13 protein-coding genes and 1 pseudogene are annotated in these 14,611 nt (G+C 60.7%); 8 read left to right on the plus strand and 6 right to left on the minus strand.

Annotation, left to right across the window (positions count from 1 at the left end):
* The first annotated feature begins 34 nt into the window (after nucleotides 1-34).
* Entirely contained in the window at nucleotides 35-433 is a 399-nt protein-coding gene (locus KR541_RS30500) for a nuclear transport factor 2 family protein (protein WP_050017720.1), read from the plus strand.
* A 105-nt stretch (nucleotides 434-538) separates the two neighbouring features.
* Here the strand turns inward: KR541_RS30500 and KR541_RS30505 are convergent, their stop codons facing one another.
* Nucleotides 539-952: a winged helix-turn-helix transcriptional regulator gene (locus KR541_RS30505; protein WP_050017718.1), complete on the minus strand. Its 414-nt coding sequence runs from the start codon at nucleotides 950-952 to the stop codon at nucleotides 539-541.
* Between the two features lie 93 nt (nucleotides 953-1,045).
* On the opposite strand from KR541_RS30505, the gene KR541_RS30510 reads away from it, so the two are divergent.
* From KR541_RS30510 to KR541_RS30525, 4 genes are all read left to right on the plus strand, one after another.
* Nucleotides 1,046-1,999 (plus strand): aromatic alcohol reductase, encoded by a 954-nt coding sequence (locus KR541_RS30510; protein ID WP_050017717.1) that lies wholly within the window; start codon nucleotides 1,046-1,048, stop codon nucleotides 1,997-1,999.
* 202 nt (nucleotides 2,000-2,201) lie between these two features.
* Nucleotides 2,202-3,740, plus strand: coding sequence for an IS3 family transposase (locus KR541_RS30515; protein WP_216090030.1), 1,539 nt, complete (start codon nucleotides 2,202-2,204; stop codon nucleotides 3,738-3,740).
* 474 nt (nucleotides 3,741-4,214) lie between these two features.
* A complete protein-coding gene (locus KR541_RS30520) occupies nucleotides 4,215-5,195 on the plus strand; it encodes a spirocyclase AveC family protein (protein WP_012337280.1) in 981 nt (326 codons plus the stop codon).
* Between the two features lie 9 nt (nucleotides 5,196-5,204).
* A complete protein-coding gene (locus tag KR541_RS30525; RefSeq protein ID WP_216090031.1) occupies nucleotides 5,205-6,068 on the plus strand; it encodes an enoyl-CoA hydratase-related protein in 864 nt (287 codons plus the stop codon).
* A 19-nt stretch (nucleotides 6,069-6,087) separates the two neighbouring features.
* On the opposite strand, the gene KR541_RS30530 is transcribed toward KR541_RS30525, so the two are convergent.
* The 5 genes and pseudogenes from KR541_RS30530 to KR541_RS30550 all read right to left on the minus strand — a co-directional run bounded on the left by KR541_RS30530 (nucleotide 6,088) and on the right by KR541_RS30550 (nucleotide 11,147).
* Nucleotides 6,088-7,656: an AMP-binding protein gene (locus tag KR541_RS30530; RefSeq protein ID WP_226248652.1), complete on the minus strand. Its 1,569-nt coding sequence runs from the start codon at nucleotides 7,654-7,656 to the stop codon at nucleotides 6,088-6,090.
* An 8-nt stretch (nucleotides 7,657-7,664) separates the two neighbouring features.
* Nucleotides 7,665-8,513, minus strand: a complete 849-nt coding sequence (locus tag KR541_RS30535; protein ID WP_050017714.1) for an alpha/beta fold hydrolase — start codon at nucleotides 8,511-8,513, stop codon at nucleotides 7,665-7,667.
* A gap of 40 nt (nucleotides 8,514-8,553) precedes the next feature.
* Nucleotides 8,554-9,471: pseudogene (locus KR541_RS30540) on the minus strand (NmrA/HSCARG family protein).
* A gap of 222 nt (nucleotides 9,472-9,693) precedes the next feature.
* Nucleotides 9,694-10,677: a phytanoyl-CoA dioxygenase family protein gene (locus KR541_RS30545; RefSeq protein ID WP_012337285.1), complete on the minus strand. Its 984-nt coding sequence runs from the start codon at nucleotides 10,675-10,677 to the stop codon at nucleotides 9,694-9,696.
* Nucleotides 10,678-10,718: 41 nt separating this feature from the next.
* Nucleotides 10,719-11,147 carry a carboxymuconolactone decarboxylase family protein gene (locus tag KR541_RS30550; protein WP_050017712.1) on the minus strand — a complete coding sequence of 143 codons (429 nt, stop codon included), beginning with the start codon at nucleotides 11,145-11,147 and terminating at the stop codon, nucleotides 10,719-10,721.
* A 172-nt stretch (nucleotides 11,148-11,319) separates the two neighbouring features.
* Between KR541_RS30550 and KR541_RS30555 the strand changes: the two genes are divergently transcribed.
* The 3 genes from KR541_RS30555 (at nucleotide 11,320) to KR541_RS30565 (ending at nucleotide 14,399) form a co-directional block, all read left to right on the plus strand.
* Nucleotides 11,320-12,294 carry a GlxA family transcriptional regulator gene (locus tag KR541_RS30555; RefSeq protein WP_124631774.1) on the plus strand — a complete coding sequence of 325 codons (975 nt, stop codon included), beginning with the start codon at nucleotides 11,320-11,322 and terminating at the stop codon, nucleotides 12,292-12,294.
* Between the two features lie 268 nt (nucleotides 12,295-12,562).
* Nucleotides 12,563-13,462 (plus strand): LysR family transcriptional regulator, encoded by a 900-nt coding sequence (locus KR541_RS30560; RefSeq protein WP_012337288.1) that lies wholly within the window; start codon nucleotides 12,563-12,565, stop codon nucleotides 13,460-13,462.
* A 151-nt stretch (nucleotides 13,463-13,613) separates the two neighbouring features.
* Nucleotides 13,614-14,399, plus strand: coding sequence for an SDR family NAD(P)-dependent oxidoreductase (locus KR541_RS30565; RefSeq protein ID WP_124631775.1), 786 nt, complete (start codon nucleotides 13,614-13,616; stop codon nucleotides 14,397-14,399).
* Nucleotides 14,400-14,611 lie beyond the last annotated feature (212 nt).

Here is a 14,611-nt window from a genome sequence, read left to right on the forward strand (position 1 = left end):
CGCGGCGTTGTCAACGAATGATCGGAGAAAAAAGATGGTCTCATCGTCGGAAGCACTATACACCCGGCAGGTTCGCAACTATCTCGCGGAGCTGGAGCGCGGCGATGTCGCGGCGATCTGTGCGTTGTTCACGCCGGACGCCCAGGTCTTCTCGCCGTTTCTCGGCTGGATGAACGCCGCACCATTCTTTGCGAAGGTCAATGCCGCGTCCGGAGCAAGCAAGATAACGCCCATCGACATCTGCGTCAGCACGACGGGGGCTCGACGTGCGACCGGTTACTTCGTCTATGACTGGGGGCTGAAAGATGGATTCGCGGTGCGTTTCGAGTGTGTCGATGTTTTCGAATTCGACGACGACGGGCGCATCGAGCGGATGATCATCGTCTACGACACCCATCCGATTCGCAGTACGGTGGGTGACAAATACGCGTAATCGAAGCGCGGCATTTCCTGCGCGGCCGCGACAAGCCGCTCACTCGGAGGCACCAATCCTTCTCCCCGTCAGGGACGTAGGGAATGCGAATCGACAACCGGCAAGCTACGAGTTCGCGTCGCGGTGCTGGCTGTCGAAACTCCGCCTCGCTTCCCGGAAGCGGTCCGCATTCTCGACGATCCAGGTCCACAGCGGGACCATGCGAACGAGTAGGTCCATGCCCGTATCGGATAATTCGTATTCGACTCTAGGGGGCACTTCTTCGAAATCGTGACGGAGCACCAGGCCGTCACGTTCGAGTTGTCGTAACGTACGCGTCAACATGCGCTGAGTCACCCCGTGCATGCGCTCGCCGATTTCGGCATGGCGCAGCCTGCCGTACACGCCGAGCGTGTGGACGACACCGAGCGACCAACGACTGCCGGCGTGTGCGAGCACCTCCCGCCGCAGCGCGTCATCATCGTCTCGCAGGCCGTCGCACACGGTCTGCGAATATTGGAGAAGTTCGTCTCGATCCAACTATCTGGCTCCCAGTATCACGCATGTACCTTCTTTCATCCACGTCCATGTCCCGCTAGACTGCGTGCAACACATTCCTCAGCAGGCTAGACGATGAACCAGACAGATCTTAACGCTATGTCTCAAAACATTCTCGTGCTCGGTGCCGGCGAACTCGGCCTACCGGTGCTGCGCAATCTTGCGCGTCGAGCGAAGGACATCGCAGGCGCGAAGATCAGCGTGCTGCTGCGCGCCAGCGCCGTCGAGTCCAGCGCCCCAGCCAAGCGGCATGATATCGCGGAGATTCGAGATCTCGGGATCGAGATCGTCGTAGGCGATCTCGTGAAGAGCTCCATCGATGAGCTCGCCGTCGTATTCGCGCGATATGACACGGTAATCGGTTGCGCGGGCTATGCAGCCGGAATCGACACGCCGATGAAGTTGGCGCGGGCTGCGTTGCAGGCGCGCATCCCGCGGTACTTTCCATGGCAGTTCGGGGTCGATTTCGACGTGATCGGCCGCGGCAGTCCGCAGGACATCTTCGACGCACAGCTGGACGTGCGCGAGTTGCTGCGCAGTCAGCACGAGACCGAGTGGGTCATCATCTCGACCGGCATGTTCATGAGCTACCTGTTCGAGCCGGACTTCGGTGTCGTCGACTTGCAAAACGACGCCGTCCACGCGCTGGGTAGCCTCGACACCGCAGTGACGCTGACGACGCCCGATGATATCGGTGCGCTGACCGCCGCGATCGTGTTCGCGCAGCCCCGTATCCGGAACGAGATCGTGTATCTGGCCGGCGACACCGTGACTTACGGGGAGGTTGCCGACAAGCTGCAAGCGGGCCTCGGCCGGCCGTTCAGCAGTTCGGTATGGAGCGAGCAGTATTTGCTGGATGAGCTGGCGCGCGACCCGAACAATATGATGCGCAAGTATCGTGCGGCTTTTGCTCAAGGGCGGGGTGTCGCATGGGACAAGCGTGGGACGTTCAACCAACGCCACGCCATTCCGGTCACCGACGTGGCATCGTGGATCAATGCAAACCTTGTTTCGGGCCGCGGCGAGTAAGCGCGAATCCGGCCATCCAGGCAAACCGTATCGAGGACCGTTCCCCCGAACACAAAGCCGACCCCGGCCGATGGGTGAGGGCCTCGGTATTCCGTACTGACTTCTGCCGAATTCTGGTCGGCGAAGTCGGTGTGTGAAAGCAATGTGGCAGCTGGCGGAAGGGGGGTGCGGACAAAATCTTGGACTACCTTGGAGGTAGTTCATGTATTCATACGAAGACCGCGTTCGAGCGGTTCAGCTCTACATCAAGTACGGCAGGAGCGCAGCGGCAACTATTCGCGAGCTGGGATATCCTTCGCGCAAGAACTTGGCACGGTGGTACCGTGCGTTCGTTGAGGTTGGCGATTTGCCGGCGGGCTATCGCCGCTCCAGGCCACGTTACTCCACCGAACAGAAGCAAATCGCTGTCGAGCATTATTTGAGTCATGGCTGCAATTTTGCCGGGACCACGAGAGCACTGGGGTATCCGTGTCGCGCAGTGCTGGCCGCGTGGGTCTACGAGCTATGCCCCGATATTCGGAAACGTCTTGTCAGCAATGCTCGGAATTTGCCGTCGTCGCCAGTGTTGAGGCAGGCAGCGGTCATTGAGCTGTGCACCAGAGACGAAGGTGCACGTGTGATCGCGGAAAAGATAGGCGTGAGCAGGCCGACGCTATACAACTGGAAAAATAAGCTACTCGGTCGAGAGGCTCCGGCATCCATGAAACGCCATAAGAATCCGGCATCGGCTCCTGAGCGGGCAGAACTGGAGCAGCAGCTGGAATCGCTTCGACGCGACATACGGCAGCTGCAACTCGAACACGACATACTGAAGAAGGCCAATGAACTGTTAAAAAAAGGCCTGGGCATCGACCCGCGGCTCCTGAGCAATCGGGAGAAGACGACGCTGGTTGATGCCCTGAGGCAAATCTATGCACTGCCAGAACTGCTCGCCGTATTGGGTCTTGCCCGCAGTTCCTACTTTTACCATCGTGCACGACTGCTTGTTGCTGACAAGTATGCTCGCGTGCCTCACGTCATCACAGACATCTTCGAACTCAATTACCGTTGCTACGGCTATCGCCGGATACGCGCGGCACTTGGTAAGCAGCAGGTCTTCATATCGGAGAAAGTCGTGCGACGCTTGATGAGGCAAGAAGGCTTGACCGCTGGCAGTGCCCGCCGGCGTCGCTACGGCTCCTATCAAGGCGAAATAGGTCCCGCGCCAGAAAACCTCGTCAATCGCGATTTCCGGGCGGCGGCGCCGAATAAAAAGTGGCTCACCGACATTACGGAATTCCAGATTCCAGCCGGCAAGGTGTATCTATCGCCCGTGATCGACTGCTTTGATGGGCTCGTTGTCAGTTGGTCGATCAGCACGCGTCCGGACGCCGAGCTTGTGAATACCATGCTCGACGCAGCGATCGAGACAGTGGCCAACAGCCAACACCAGCCAATGGTCCACTCCGATCGCGGTGCGCACTATCGCTGGCCGGGGTGGCTCTCACGGATGCGCGATGCGAAGCTGATTCGCTCGATGTCGCGCAAAGATTGCTCGCCCGACAATGCGGCATGCGAAGGTTTCTTCGGCCGATTGAAAACGGAACTGTTCTATCCTCGGACCTGGCAGGCTACAAGCATCGAGCAGTTCATCGAGGCGGTCGATTCTTACATCCGCTGGTACAACGCCAAGCGGATTAAGATCTCGCTTGGCTCACTGAGTCCGCTCGAATACCGGGAGCGCCTCGGGCTCGCGGCATAAACCAGTCCAAGATTCTAGCCGCACCCCCCTACCGCGCGACAAAAAAGGAGCGATCGGACACGGTGAACTACGTTCGCCGCGCTCATGCTGCCATAGCACGCGCATTGATTGCTCAGGACCGCGATGCAGCGCTGAAAGCGGTCAACCGATATTTCGATGCCTACCGCATTTGAACATTGTCATTTCTGCCGGTGTATTCGACTTGCGATGGCCGGATGGAATGCGGCCGCTGCGTGGTCGAAGCGGCCCCGTCCCGCCTACTTCACATACTTCCTGAATTCCGGCTTGCACTGCTCCCGGTACGCGTTGCCGCCGTTCTTCGACTCGTCGGTATCGGGGTAAAGCTCGGCTGCTGGGACTCCTTCCTTTGTGCTGGTTCAGTGCGCCGAACCTGCGATTGACGTCGCGTATTCCGAGCCGCGCTTGACCCTGTCCTCTCCTCGTAGTACAGTTTTGTGAGTGAGATTCTAATATATGAACGACGGCAATTATCTGGAGGAGGCAAGCATGTCGGAGATTGTCGTTCGACAAAGCACGACCTGGCAGAGGGTGTACGCATGGGCTGCACTCGGTGCGCTTTTCGCAATTGCGCAAGGCTACGCGTACGTGGCATGGATTCGTTCCGCGGACTTCCGCCCCGTCGATTTAGGTGCGGATCCGGTTCCGGATTCCGTGAAATCCATGATCGACCATTACGAATGGGCCAGCGTGCTGATACTGATTCCGGTCGCAATCTGGTTCATCTTCGGTATCGCCAAGAGCCGCAACATCGACGCGGTGCGCCTCATGATGATCGGTTGGCTCTCGGCATACTGGCTCGATCCGTGGCTGAACTTCCTCAGGCCGATGTTCACGTATAACGCCTATGCGCTGAATTTTGGCTGTTGGTGCCGTTTCATTCCGTTCTGGCAATCGTCGCATACGCGCATTGCCGAGCCCCTTCTGATAGACGCGCCAAGTTATTTCTATACGTTCACTGGTACGGCAGTGGTCGCGCTGTGGGCAATGCGTGTAGTCCGCAAGCGTTGGCATCGCGCCGGCAACGTTCGACTCACGCTCGCGGGCTTCGCCGCCATCTGGATGACGATGGGCATGCTTGATATCGCGGCTAGCCGTTTCATGGGATTCGACGCGTGGCCGGGCGCGTTTCAGCGTGCTTCCTTCTGGGGCGGTCACTACTACCAATTTCCGGTTTATGAATTCCTGCTGTTCCCGTCGGTGTTCGTGGCTTCCGCGTTTCTTCTGATGAGCGCCGACAATAACGGATACACGGCGATTGAACGAGGCGTTGATCGCCTGGATGGTCATGCAGCGCTTCGCACCGCGTTGCGCGTACTAGCCTTCGTTGCGTTTTGCAATGTATTGAATCTTGTCTACACGACAGCGATGGGTGTGCACGCGCTGTATGCCGATCCGTGGCCTGCCGATATGCCGAGTTGGCTGGTCAATAAGTGACAAAACGGGATGCGCAGACGGTTCGACAACGTCGAGTATCGCGTAGAAGACGAGGTGGCCATCGTCACGATGAGCCATCCGCCGGTCAACAGATTGTGCCTCGGTGTCCGACGCGGACTGGTCGCCGCGTTCGAAGCAGCGCGGCGCGATGTGCGGGCTCGCGCAATCGTGCTCAATGGCAGCGGTCGCGGATTCTGTGCGGGCGGTGACATCCGCGAATTCGGCACGCCCGCTGCTGCCGCGTTGCCAGCACTGTCTCTGGATGTTCATCCGGTTATCGAGGCGAGCGAGAAACCGGTTGTCGCGGCGATCCACGGATTCGCCATTGGTGGCGGGCTGGAAACCGCGCTGGTCTGCCACTACCGGCTTGTAGCGGGCAATGCGCAGATAGGTTTGCCCGAGTGCAAGCTTGGTGTGATTCCTTTGTCCGGCACGCAGCGTTTGCCCAGAGTGTTGGGCCTGGCACAGTCGATCGAATTCATTCTCGGCGCGCAAATCGTATCCGCCAGCGAGTTTGCCGGAACCGCGCTATTCGATCGAATCGTCGACGGCGATGAGCAGCAAGTGTTGCGCCTCGCGATTGAACTGGCCCGGGAGAACATCGGTAACTCTGCATTGCCATTGATACGCCGGCTGCCACTTCCGGATCACGATCCACTTTCCTTGATCGCTGAGGCGCGCGCACGTCTCGCCAGTGACGATGGCGTACGGGGCAAGTGCCTGGATGCCATCGCCGCCGCCGCCGAGTCGGTCGATTTCGAGGCCGGCCTGGCCACGGCGCGAGCGATTTACGATCGACTCGCCTCGTCCGACGAGGTTTCGAGGCGACGAGATTGCTTTTTCGAGTCGCGCGACGACAGCGGCGCGCGATAAGCGTTTGGGGGAACAGTCGCTACGTGGAAAACTGCTTGCGCAGATCACCTTTTCGCACTTTCCCCGATGGCGTACGCGGCAATTCCTCGACGATGCAGAGGTGCTCGGGCGTCTTTTGTTTTGCCATGCCGGCGGCGGCAAAGTGGGACTGAACCGCGCTCAGGTCGAGTGCCGCGTGTTCGTGCAGCACGACTACTGCACAGACTCTTTCGCCGTATCGAGCGTCGGGTCGCGCCACGACGGCCACATCACGCACTGCGGGATGGGTGGCAAGTACGCGCTCGACTTCGAGTGAGGAAATGTTCTCTCCGCCGCGAATCACGATGTCCTTTTTTCGGTCCGTGAGGGTCAGGCAACCGGCGTCGTCAAGACGGCCAATGTCGCCGGTCCGAAACCATCCGTCGCGAGTGAATGCCGCTGCATTGAGCGCCGCGTCGGTGTAACCGACGAACAATTCCGGCCCCTTGATGAGAATCTCGCCGTCGTGTCCGGCGGGTACGTCGCGATCCAGCTCGTCGACGATGCGCACCTGGGAGCCGGGCTGAACATGCCCGTCCGTACTGGCCCGGACGTCGAAAGGGGAATCAGCCCAACCGACGCTCACCGTCGAGTGTTCGGTCAACCCATACGCGCGTGTTCCCGCAAACCCGGTGCGATCGGCCAGCGCGACGTGCTCGGGCGTGACGCCCGTGCCGCCCAAACTGTAAGAAACGAGCGACGCCAGGCTGCGGCCGTCGCGGCGGGCGGCGTCCAGAAGACCATGAAGATGGAACGGGGTGCCGCCCGATAGGCGCACGCGATATTCTTCGATCAGTTGCGCGGCGAGCGGGGCGTCCCATCGGTCCATGAAGACCATCTCGGTGCCCGTGACGAAAGGGCGCAGCAGAAAATTGAAGCCCGCGATATGGCCGGCGGGGAAGGGCGTGAGGTAAGGTCCTGGCCCGTCGATGAATGGAATCTGCCATTCCGCGCCGACGCTGCGATGAGTGTGCTGAACACCTTTGGGTGAAGCCGTTGTCCCCGAGGTGTACAGCAGCAGGCAAACATCATCCGGCACGGGCTCTTTAGCAGGAAGCCGATCGTGCGTTGTTGCCGCGAGTCGTTGCAGCGTATCGAACGTGACGCCATTCGATGGCGCACGCTCGCCGACGACGATGACGCGCTCCAGATCCGGCGGGGCGCCGAGCGCGGCTACGCGCTCGAGGTAGTCCGTGCCGCACCAGAAATCGGGGACGCAAAGAAACCGGGCGCGCGATTGTCGAAGGATAAAGCCGACTTCGGCCGGACCGTAGATGTGGACGATCGGCACAAGCACGGCGCCGATTTCAAGCGCGGCCAGATACAGAAGCACTGTTTCGCGCTGCGTGGGCAGCTGTACTGCGATTACGTCGCTTCGACGCAGGCCGATCGCGCGCAGCGCCTTGCATACTTCTCGCGCGTCGCGTAGCAGCGACTGCGTGGTGCACGTATAGGTGCCGCCCTGGGTATGAAAATGAAGCGGTGTGGCGCCGTGCCGTGCGACACCGCGCGCGATCAGCGCCGAGAGAGGCGAATCGCTCAAGCGCGGCGCAGTTGTCGATTCGCGCATGTTGCGTCTCATGCCAGCAATGTGCCTAAGACGCTCACCAGCTCAAGCGGCTGATCGAGCATCATATGATGGCCCGCGCGTGGCATCGTGATGGGCCCTTTCGCGCCGGGAATCGCCGCTGCGATGCGGCGCGCGCGCTCTGCGCTGACCACGCTGCTGCGCTCGGCGTGAACGTAGCAGACCGGAACCGCGATGCGGCTCAGCAGGTCCTCCTCGCCTTCAACCGGCTGGAGATCCCTTAGCTTCGGGTCGAAGCGCCACACCCAGCCTTCGGTGGTTTGACGAAGCGATGTCCGCGCGAGATGTTCGAGTAGCCACGGTTCGCATTCCTGTTCAGGAATGAGCCGGAAGCGACTGACCGCGGTATGCGCGTCCGGATAGGGGCGCGGTGGCGGGCGTCGCTCCACCGCAGGCAAGCTGTCGCCACGCAGCATGAAAAACGAATCGAGCACGATGGCACGCGACAGACGATCGGGAAAAGTCGCGCATGCGTGCAGCAGACGCGATCCGCCGAAGCTGTGGCCGACCGCGATGCACGGGCCGGAGCCGATTGAATCCATGACTGCCACGAGGTCGCGCGCAAAAACGCCCGCGCTGTATTCACGCCGGTGGCCGCTGTCACCCATGCCGCTGAAATCCAGAGCGAACACACGAAAGCGGTCGGTGAAGAACGGTGCAATGAAGTCCCACCAATGCGCGTGTCCCAGAAAGCCGTGCGCGAAGAGGAGCGGAGGCTTGTTGGTATCCGCGCCGTTCCACGACACATAGTGCACCGCAACCCCGTCGCTTTCGGCGAAGTGGGAGCGGCGAGGCTGGCTCGTTGCGAGATCGAACCAGGAAAGGGCACGGGCATTCATTGCGCTTGTTCCATTGCTCGATGTTTGCGTCGCACAACCGTCAAGCACGTGGAATGTGCTCCCGATTTGCATCGATCCAGTCCACCATCGAGGTCAGCTGGATCCCTCTTGCGCGCACCGAATCGATATCGACGCGATACCCGACCTCGTTGATCCATTCCTGTACATTCACCCAGCCCGCCGCGAGTCCCTTTGCTCGCGCTTCGTCCGGAGAGACATGCGATACGCGAATCGTCGTGCCAAGGACCTGGCCGAGGCGATCTCCCACTTCGGACATCGTGAGCTTCTCCGAAGCCAGCGGCACGGTTTCGCCATGCCAGCGTTGCGCATCGTTGAGCGCATTGGCTGCGAGCGTACCGACGTCGTCGGCGGCGATCCAGTCGAGCCGTGTGTCGGGTAGCAACGCACTGAGCAGCAGGCCGTCGCGCAAGTGCGGGAACATTGCGCGCGCTTTTGGTTCCGCGAGATTGTCCATCATGAATGCCGGTTGCAAGACTGTCCACGATTCGAAACCCGCGGAGCGAACTGCTTCTTCGACTTCGAATTTATCCGCCCAGTATTATTGATGCCTGCGCTTTTCGTGCCAGCCTGGAAACGTCAAATGGTTGCCCGCCTGAGCGACGGAGGTATGAACGAATTGCGGGACACCCGCCTTGCGCGCAGCGTTGACGAGCGCGAAACCCTGGCGGCGCTCCCTATCGCTCTGATCGAAATCGGGCAGGAGAACGGAAAAGACGGCGCGGACGCCCACCAGCGCTTTTTCGAGCGACGCGTGATCGTCCAGGTCGCCTGCGAAGGCCTCGCCATTCATTTCGACCAGAGCGCGCGCAGCCGGCGAGTCCGGATTTCGGGTCAGAAAGCGTACCGTTCGTCCGGCTTCAAGGAGGTGTCGAGCCGTAGTCCCGCCTTGCGCGCCAGTAGCGCCAATGACGAGTATCGCGTCGGATGAATCGCTCATGAGTATCCCGGAGGTTGAACCGTAGAGGTAGATCAGTGGTATCGTGGCTCGGCGCCATCGCGCACCGAATCACTGGCAAGGTGGCAGCTCGCCGTTGAAGCGCATGGAATCATGCTGTTCTCATATAGGAACGATGTTCACAATTATATGTGGGCTGAATTCGGCGCGTCAAGGAGCACGAAACGGAAAGACGAGACTTCGCCTTTCCGCCCGGCAGCATGATCAATGTTGCGGTCTGAGCGTTTGAACGAGGCCGCCTTCATGCGCGACGATTACCTCGCAGCCCGGTTGATAGACGCTGGCGATTTCGTCGCCGCGCACGCGATTGCCCTGGAAGCCGCGCAGATAGCTCGTTTCATCGAGCCGCAAAACATGTTCGCCATCCGCGTCGCGCACAACGATCTGATCTGGCGCGATAGACGTCAGCGTGCCCACAAAGGGTAGCCGCGGCGTGAAGGGGAAACTACCGCCATGCGGCAGGATGCGCGTGTCGAGCGACAGGCGAAACCGATCCGAATGATTGCTGAGTCCCGAGTGCGGCGTGCGTCGGCTCATCAACAGGACGTCGCCGAGGCGATAGTTCGTGCGGCGCCATGCATTTTCGGGCACGCTCGCGAGCTCGATGGGAATGATCTTGTCGCCGTCCTTGCGATGCAGGCACGGAAGTTTGTGCAGCCCCTCTGCTACGGCCAGCCCGCCGACTTGCGCGTCAATATCGCTGAGCGGGATCCAGCAAATGATGAAATCGAGGCGGTCGCTGTAGATCGCATCTTCGTGAATGAAGTCGAAGCGTGTGCGGCTTTTGTCGATGGCGGGCGGCGATGTGCGGTATTCGGTGAACGGCACCCAGTAAAGGGGGACGTCGAAGAGCCGCTGAAAGAATGCACGAATCGCGGGGTCGTCCATCACGGTTCGCGCGGCGCGCTGCTCATTCATCTCCTTCACGGGAAAGAAGCTGAAATTTTCGCGTTCCTTGCCGGTCCATCGTACAGCCCGATCGTTACGGTCCACGAAACCGTGGCGGTCGAGGTGGTCGACCAACAGACCGCGCATGCGCTCCAGCGGCGCGTGGTCCAGCATGTCACGAAAGAACAGATAGCCGTCGTCGTCCCACCGTTTTTGCAGCGCCGCATGATTGCCGAGCAGGTCGTTCGAAACGTTGAACTCGTGCATCGTCGCCACGATATCCACGACTGGTGTGCTCACAAATTTTCTCCTCTGTTATAAGGGGGGGCTGCGATGTCGGCTCACAGTAATCCGCGTTCTTCCGAGGTGCGCGTGGTCGTGTCGATGCCTAGTTCCCGCAGCGTCTCGAGTACGGCCGTGGTGGCGGACGCGACGGCCGGGAAGCCCGCATACGGCAGCGCCTGAATAAGCACACCTTCCAGTTCGCGTGCACTCAGGCCGTTGCGCACCGCGATGCGGACGTGATTCTTGAGTTCGAGCGTCTGCCGGCTGGCAATGAGGATGCCGAGCGTCACGAGACTGCGCTGCTTGCGCTCGAGCTTGTCGTCGCCCCATACGTCCGCGAACGCGTAATTGACGGCAAGGCGTGAGATATCGGCGCCGAATCCGGCCGACTCGCTTGCGGCGCGCAAGCCGGCGGCCTTGTCTTCACCCATGATTTCGCCGAATACCTTCAAACCATAGGCGTGCTTGTCTTCCAGGCTTTTCATTTGCGTCTCCTGTTTTGCCGCGATGGCGCGGCTTTTGATGGCGGCTAGTGGCTACGCCGTTCTTTCCGGTGGCAATGATGGCGATGATGCGTGCTAAGATCGCCGCGAAAGAGGATCGAATTCTGCATATAAGGGGATCGAAATTCGCAAACCTGCCGTTCCGCGTGAGCCGGTGAAGGACGTTGCTGCGCTCGTACTGCCTGGCAGCTACCTGTCGAGCGTGAGCGCGCTGGTAGACGGATTTGCGCTGATTGCGCGACACGTGTTTACGCAATTCGCGCCGCCGTACCGGCACAAGATGAAGACGCAGGTGCGACTGTTGAGTGCGACTGCGGGCGGCCTGGAATTCGCAGGCGGGCGAAAGATGGATTGCGACGGCGACTTGCTGGACGGCGCCGAGTACAGCATCGTTTTTATCCCGGCCTTTGCAGTGGCCAGCGAAGAGTCGCTCGCCACGCTGCTCGATCACGCGCAGCCGGTAACGGAGTGGCTGCGTTGGCAACGTGCCAGGGGCGCGGTATTGGCGGCCAGTGGCACTGGGGTATTGCTCCTCGCGCAGGCAGGCGTTCTCGACGGCGGGCCTGCTGCTGTCCCGAACGTGCTCAGGGGCTTTCTGCGGTCACGTTATCCGAAGGTGCGCGTGGCTGCGGGCGCCACGATTGCCGAGCACGACGGCGTATATACCTGTGCCGTACCGGCAAGCGAATGGCAACTCGTCGCGCGCCTCGTTGATCGTGCGATTTCACCGCATACCGCTCAATGGCTCGCATCGATGACAGGAACGGATGGCGCGCGCGACGAAGGCCGCGTGTCGAGCAATGATCCACTCGTAAGCAGCGCGCAGTTCTGGCTCGCACAGCGTTTCGCTCGTGACTTCAAGATCAGCGAACTGGCGGACGTTCTGGCAGTCAGTCACGCCACGTTGCTACGGCGCTTTACGCGAAGCCTCGACATGACGCCGCGGGACTATGCATGTTCATTGCGTATCGAAGCAGCGAAGCGAATGCTACGCAATACGCAGGTCTCCATCGAGCGGATCGCTGTCATGGTGGGCTACTCGGATGTGCGCGCGTTTCGCAACACCTTTCACAAACACGTTTCGATGAGTCCGTCTGCCTATCGTCGGCACGGCGCGGGCAACGAATAAGCGGGCAGGCATGCAGACCGAAAGTGTGCCGTGCGAGAAGGCGCACCTCGGCCGCCACGCCGGCCAATCCGCTTTCCCACGCTAGCGCGCCACCCTTGCAGGCGAAGGTAACGAGACCGCTCCATGGCTTGCCCTGCTTGACGGGGCTCGCACGGCCCGACCGGCCGGGGCATGCGTTCGAAAATGTGAGCAGGGTTCGCACCTAGTGCACCGCTATGGGACAAAGGCGGTATTCTGGCGGCATCCGATATCGAAGTCATATCACGTCATGGAATTGCGGCATCTCAGACACTTCGTGGCAGTTGCGGAGACCCAGCACTTCGGGCGTGCGGCCGCACGTCTCGGTATGGCGCAACCGCCGCTCAGCCAGTCGATCATGCGGCTGGAAGAACAGCTGGGCATCCAGCTGCTCGAACGCACGCCGCGCGGCGTTTCCCTCACTCCCGCCGGGGCCGCGCTGCTCGCGGAAGCCAAGCCGCTCATCGCGCAAGCGGAATTGGCCGAGCGGCGCGTGCGCCAGGCCGCCGACGAATTGGCTAGCCTGAGCGTGGCTTTCGTGCCGATGTGCGCGCTACGCATCATGCCGCTCGCCATTCAGGCGCTGCGCAGGCAATGGCCGGGTGTCGATGTCCGATTGATCGAGCGAGGCAGTGCGCTGACTGTCGCGAGCGTGAAAAACGGTAGCATCGACCTCGGCGTGGTGGTCACCAGCGCGGCGGACGTGTCGGGCCTGGAGAGCGTGGTCATCGAGCGTCTGCGCATCGTGGCCGCGGTTCCCGCGAAGTGGCCCGTCGCGGCGCAGCGGTCGATTCGCATTGCGGATCTTGCCCGATATCCGCTGATCATATTTCCACAACAGATGTCGCAACCGCTGTTCGCTGCATTCGAAGCCGCTCGACGCGAGGAGGGTCTGTCGCCGCGCGTGACTCAGCAAGCCCGCCACCCCTATACGATGCTCAACCTTGTCGCGCACGAACTCGGCGTCGGATTGATGCTGGACTCCGCGCGATACCTGCCGGTAGAAGGTGTCGCCTACGTGGACATTGAAGACGTTCCGGCCTCCAGCGAAATGGAAGTCTCGCTTGTGTGGGCGGATCGGCCGCAAAAGTCCTGGCACCGCTCGATGCTCGACATCATGCGCGAAATCGCACTGCCGACCGGGGTGTGATGCAAACCGTTGCACCGTCGTACTGACTGCGTTCTCGTTGCTCCTGACGTCGTTCGTTATCGCGTTAACTTGACACCCGAAAAGCGGGTGTTTACGTTTACGAATGTCGTTCGAAAATAAACCGCTCGCTCGGCGAGCCAAAGGAGGCGCAGTGAGTACGAATGTGGCGAGTCTATTCAGTCTTGATCAGAAGGTTGCCGTGGTGACAGGGGCAGGTTCGGGCATCGGCCGAGAAACGGCGTTGCTGCTCGCATCCGCAGGCGCGGCTGTGGTGGCGGCGGATCTGAACGAGGAGGCGGCGCAGGAGACGGTCAAGCAGATCGAACTTTCCTCCGGTAAGGCGATCGCGGTCAAGGTGGACATCGGCAATGAATCATCAATTCTTGCGATGTACGAAACCGTACAGGCAAAGCTTGGGCGCCTTGATGTTCTCGTCAACAATGCAGGCATCTACCCCAAGACGCATTTCGTCGAAACGTCGGCGGAGAAGTGGGACAAGGTTCTCGGCGTGAACCTGCGCGGCACCTTTCTTTGCATGCGCGAAGCGATCAAGCGGATGCAAGCCACGGGGAACGGCGGTTCCATTGTCAATATTTCGTCGGTGGCTTCGCAGCAGCCCGTGATTTTCGATAACGGCGATTACGGTGCATCGAAGGCGGGCGTCAACAATCTCACCAAGGTCGCCGCTCTCGAATTCGCAGGAGACCGAATTCGCGTGAATGCAGTGCTGCCCGGCGGCGTGGCGACCGAGGGCGCGGCTGAATCGACCAAGGCGCATCAGGCAACTGGGCCGATTACACAGCCCGGCCGTATGCCGCTTGGGCGCATTGGCCTGCCCTTCGATATCGCGCGTGCCGTGCTGTTCTTCGCATCGCCGGCGTCGGACTATGTCACCGGCCAGCTGCTGGCCGTCGACGGCGGCTTCCAGGTTTCCTGACCGCCCATTTGCCGCCCGTTGTTTGCGCCGCGACACCGCGTCGGCGCAACTGCTTCGGGCGGCTCATCGCTTCCCCCGTTTGACGATAGGCCGGTTGCGCGCACGTAGCCGTATGCACAGCGCACGTCCGTTCGCGTTCTTGATGCCAGCCTTCGCGGGTGAAATGGCTCGCGGCCTCGACCACGATCGCTTTTTCGGATTTAAGTTGCGGG

The organism is Burkholderia sola (assembly GCF_905400185.1).
In the GTDB taxonomy this organism is placed as follows: domain Bacteria; phylum Pseudomonadota; class Gammaproteobacteria; order Burkholderiales; family Burkholderiaceae; genus Burkholderia; species Burkholderia sola.

Coding starts and splice junctions, on each gene's coding strand:
- KR541_RS30525 (WP_216090031.1), top strand. CDS start 5,205: ATGCGCAGACGGTTCGACAACGTCGAGTATCGCGTAGAAGACGAGGTG.
- KR541_RS30520 (WP_012337280.1), top strand. CDS start 4,215: ATGAACGACGGCAATTATCTGGAGGAGGCAAGCATGTCGGAGATTGTC.
- KR541_RS30510 (WP_050017717.1), top strand. CDS start 1,046: ATGAACCAGACAGATCTTAACGCTATGTCTCAAAACATTCTCGTGCTC.
- KR541_RS30515 (WP_216090030.1), top strand. CDS start 2,202: ATGTATTCATACGAAGACCGCGTTCGAGCGGTTCAGCTCTACATCAAG.
- KR541_RS30530 (WP_226248652.1), bottom strand. CDS start 7,656: ATGCGCGAATCGACAACTGCGCCGCGCTTGAGCGATTCGCCTCTCTCG.
- KR541_RS30535 (WP_050017714.1), bottom strand. CDS start 8,513: ATGAATGCCCGTGCCCTTTCCTGGTTCGATCTCGCAACGAGCCAGCCT.
- KR541_RS30550 (WP_050017712.1), bottom strand. CDS start 11,147: ATGAAAAGCCTGGAAGACAAGCACGCCTATGGTTTGAAGGTATTCGGC.
- KR541_RS30560 (WP_012337288.1), top strand. CDS start 12,563: ATGGAATTGCGGCATCTCAGACACTTCGTGGCAGTTGCGGAGACCCAG.
- KR541_RS30500 (WP_050017720.1), top strand. CDS start 35: ATGGTCTCATCGTCGGAAGCACTATACACCCGGCAGGTTCGCAACTAT.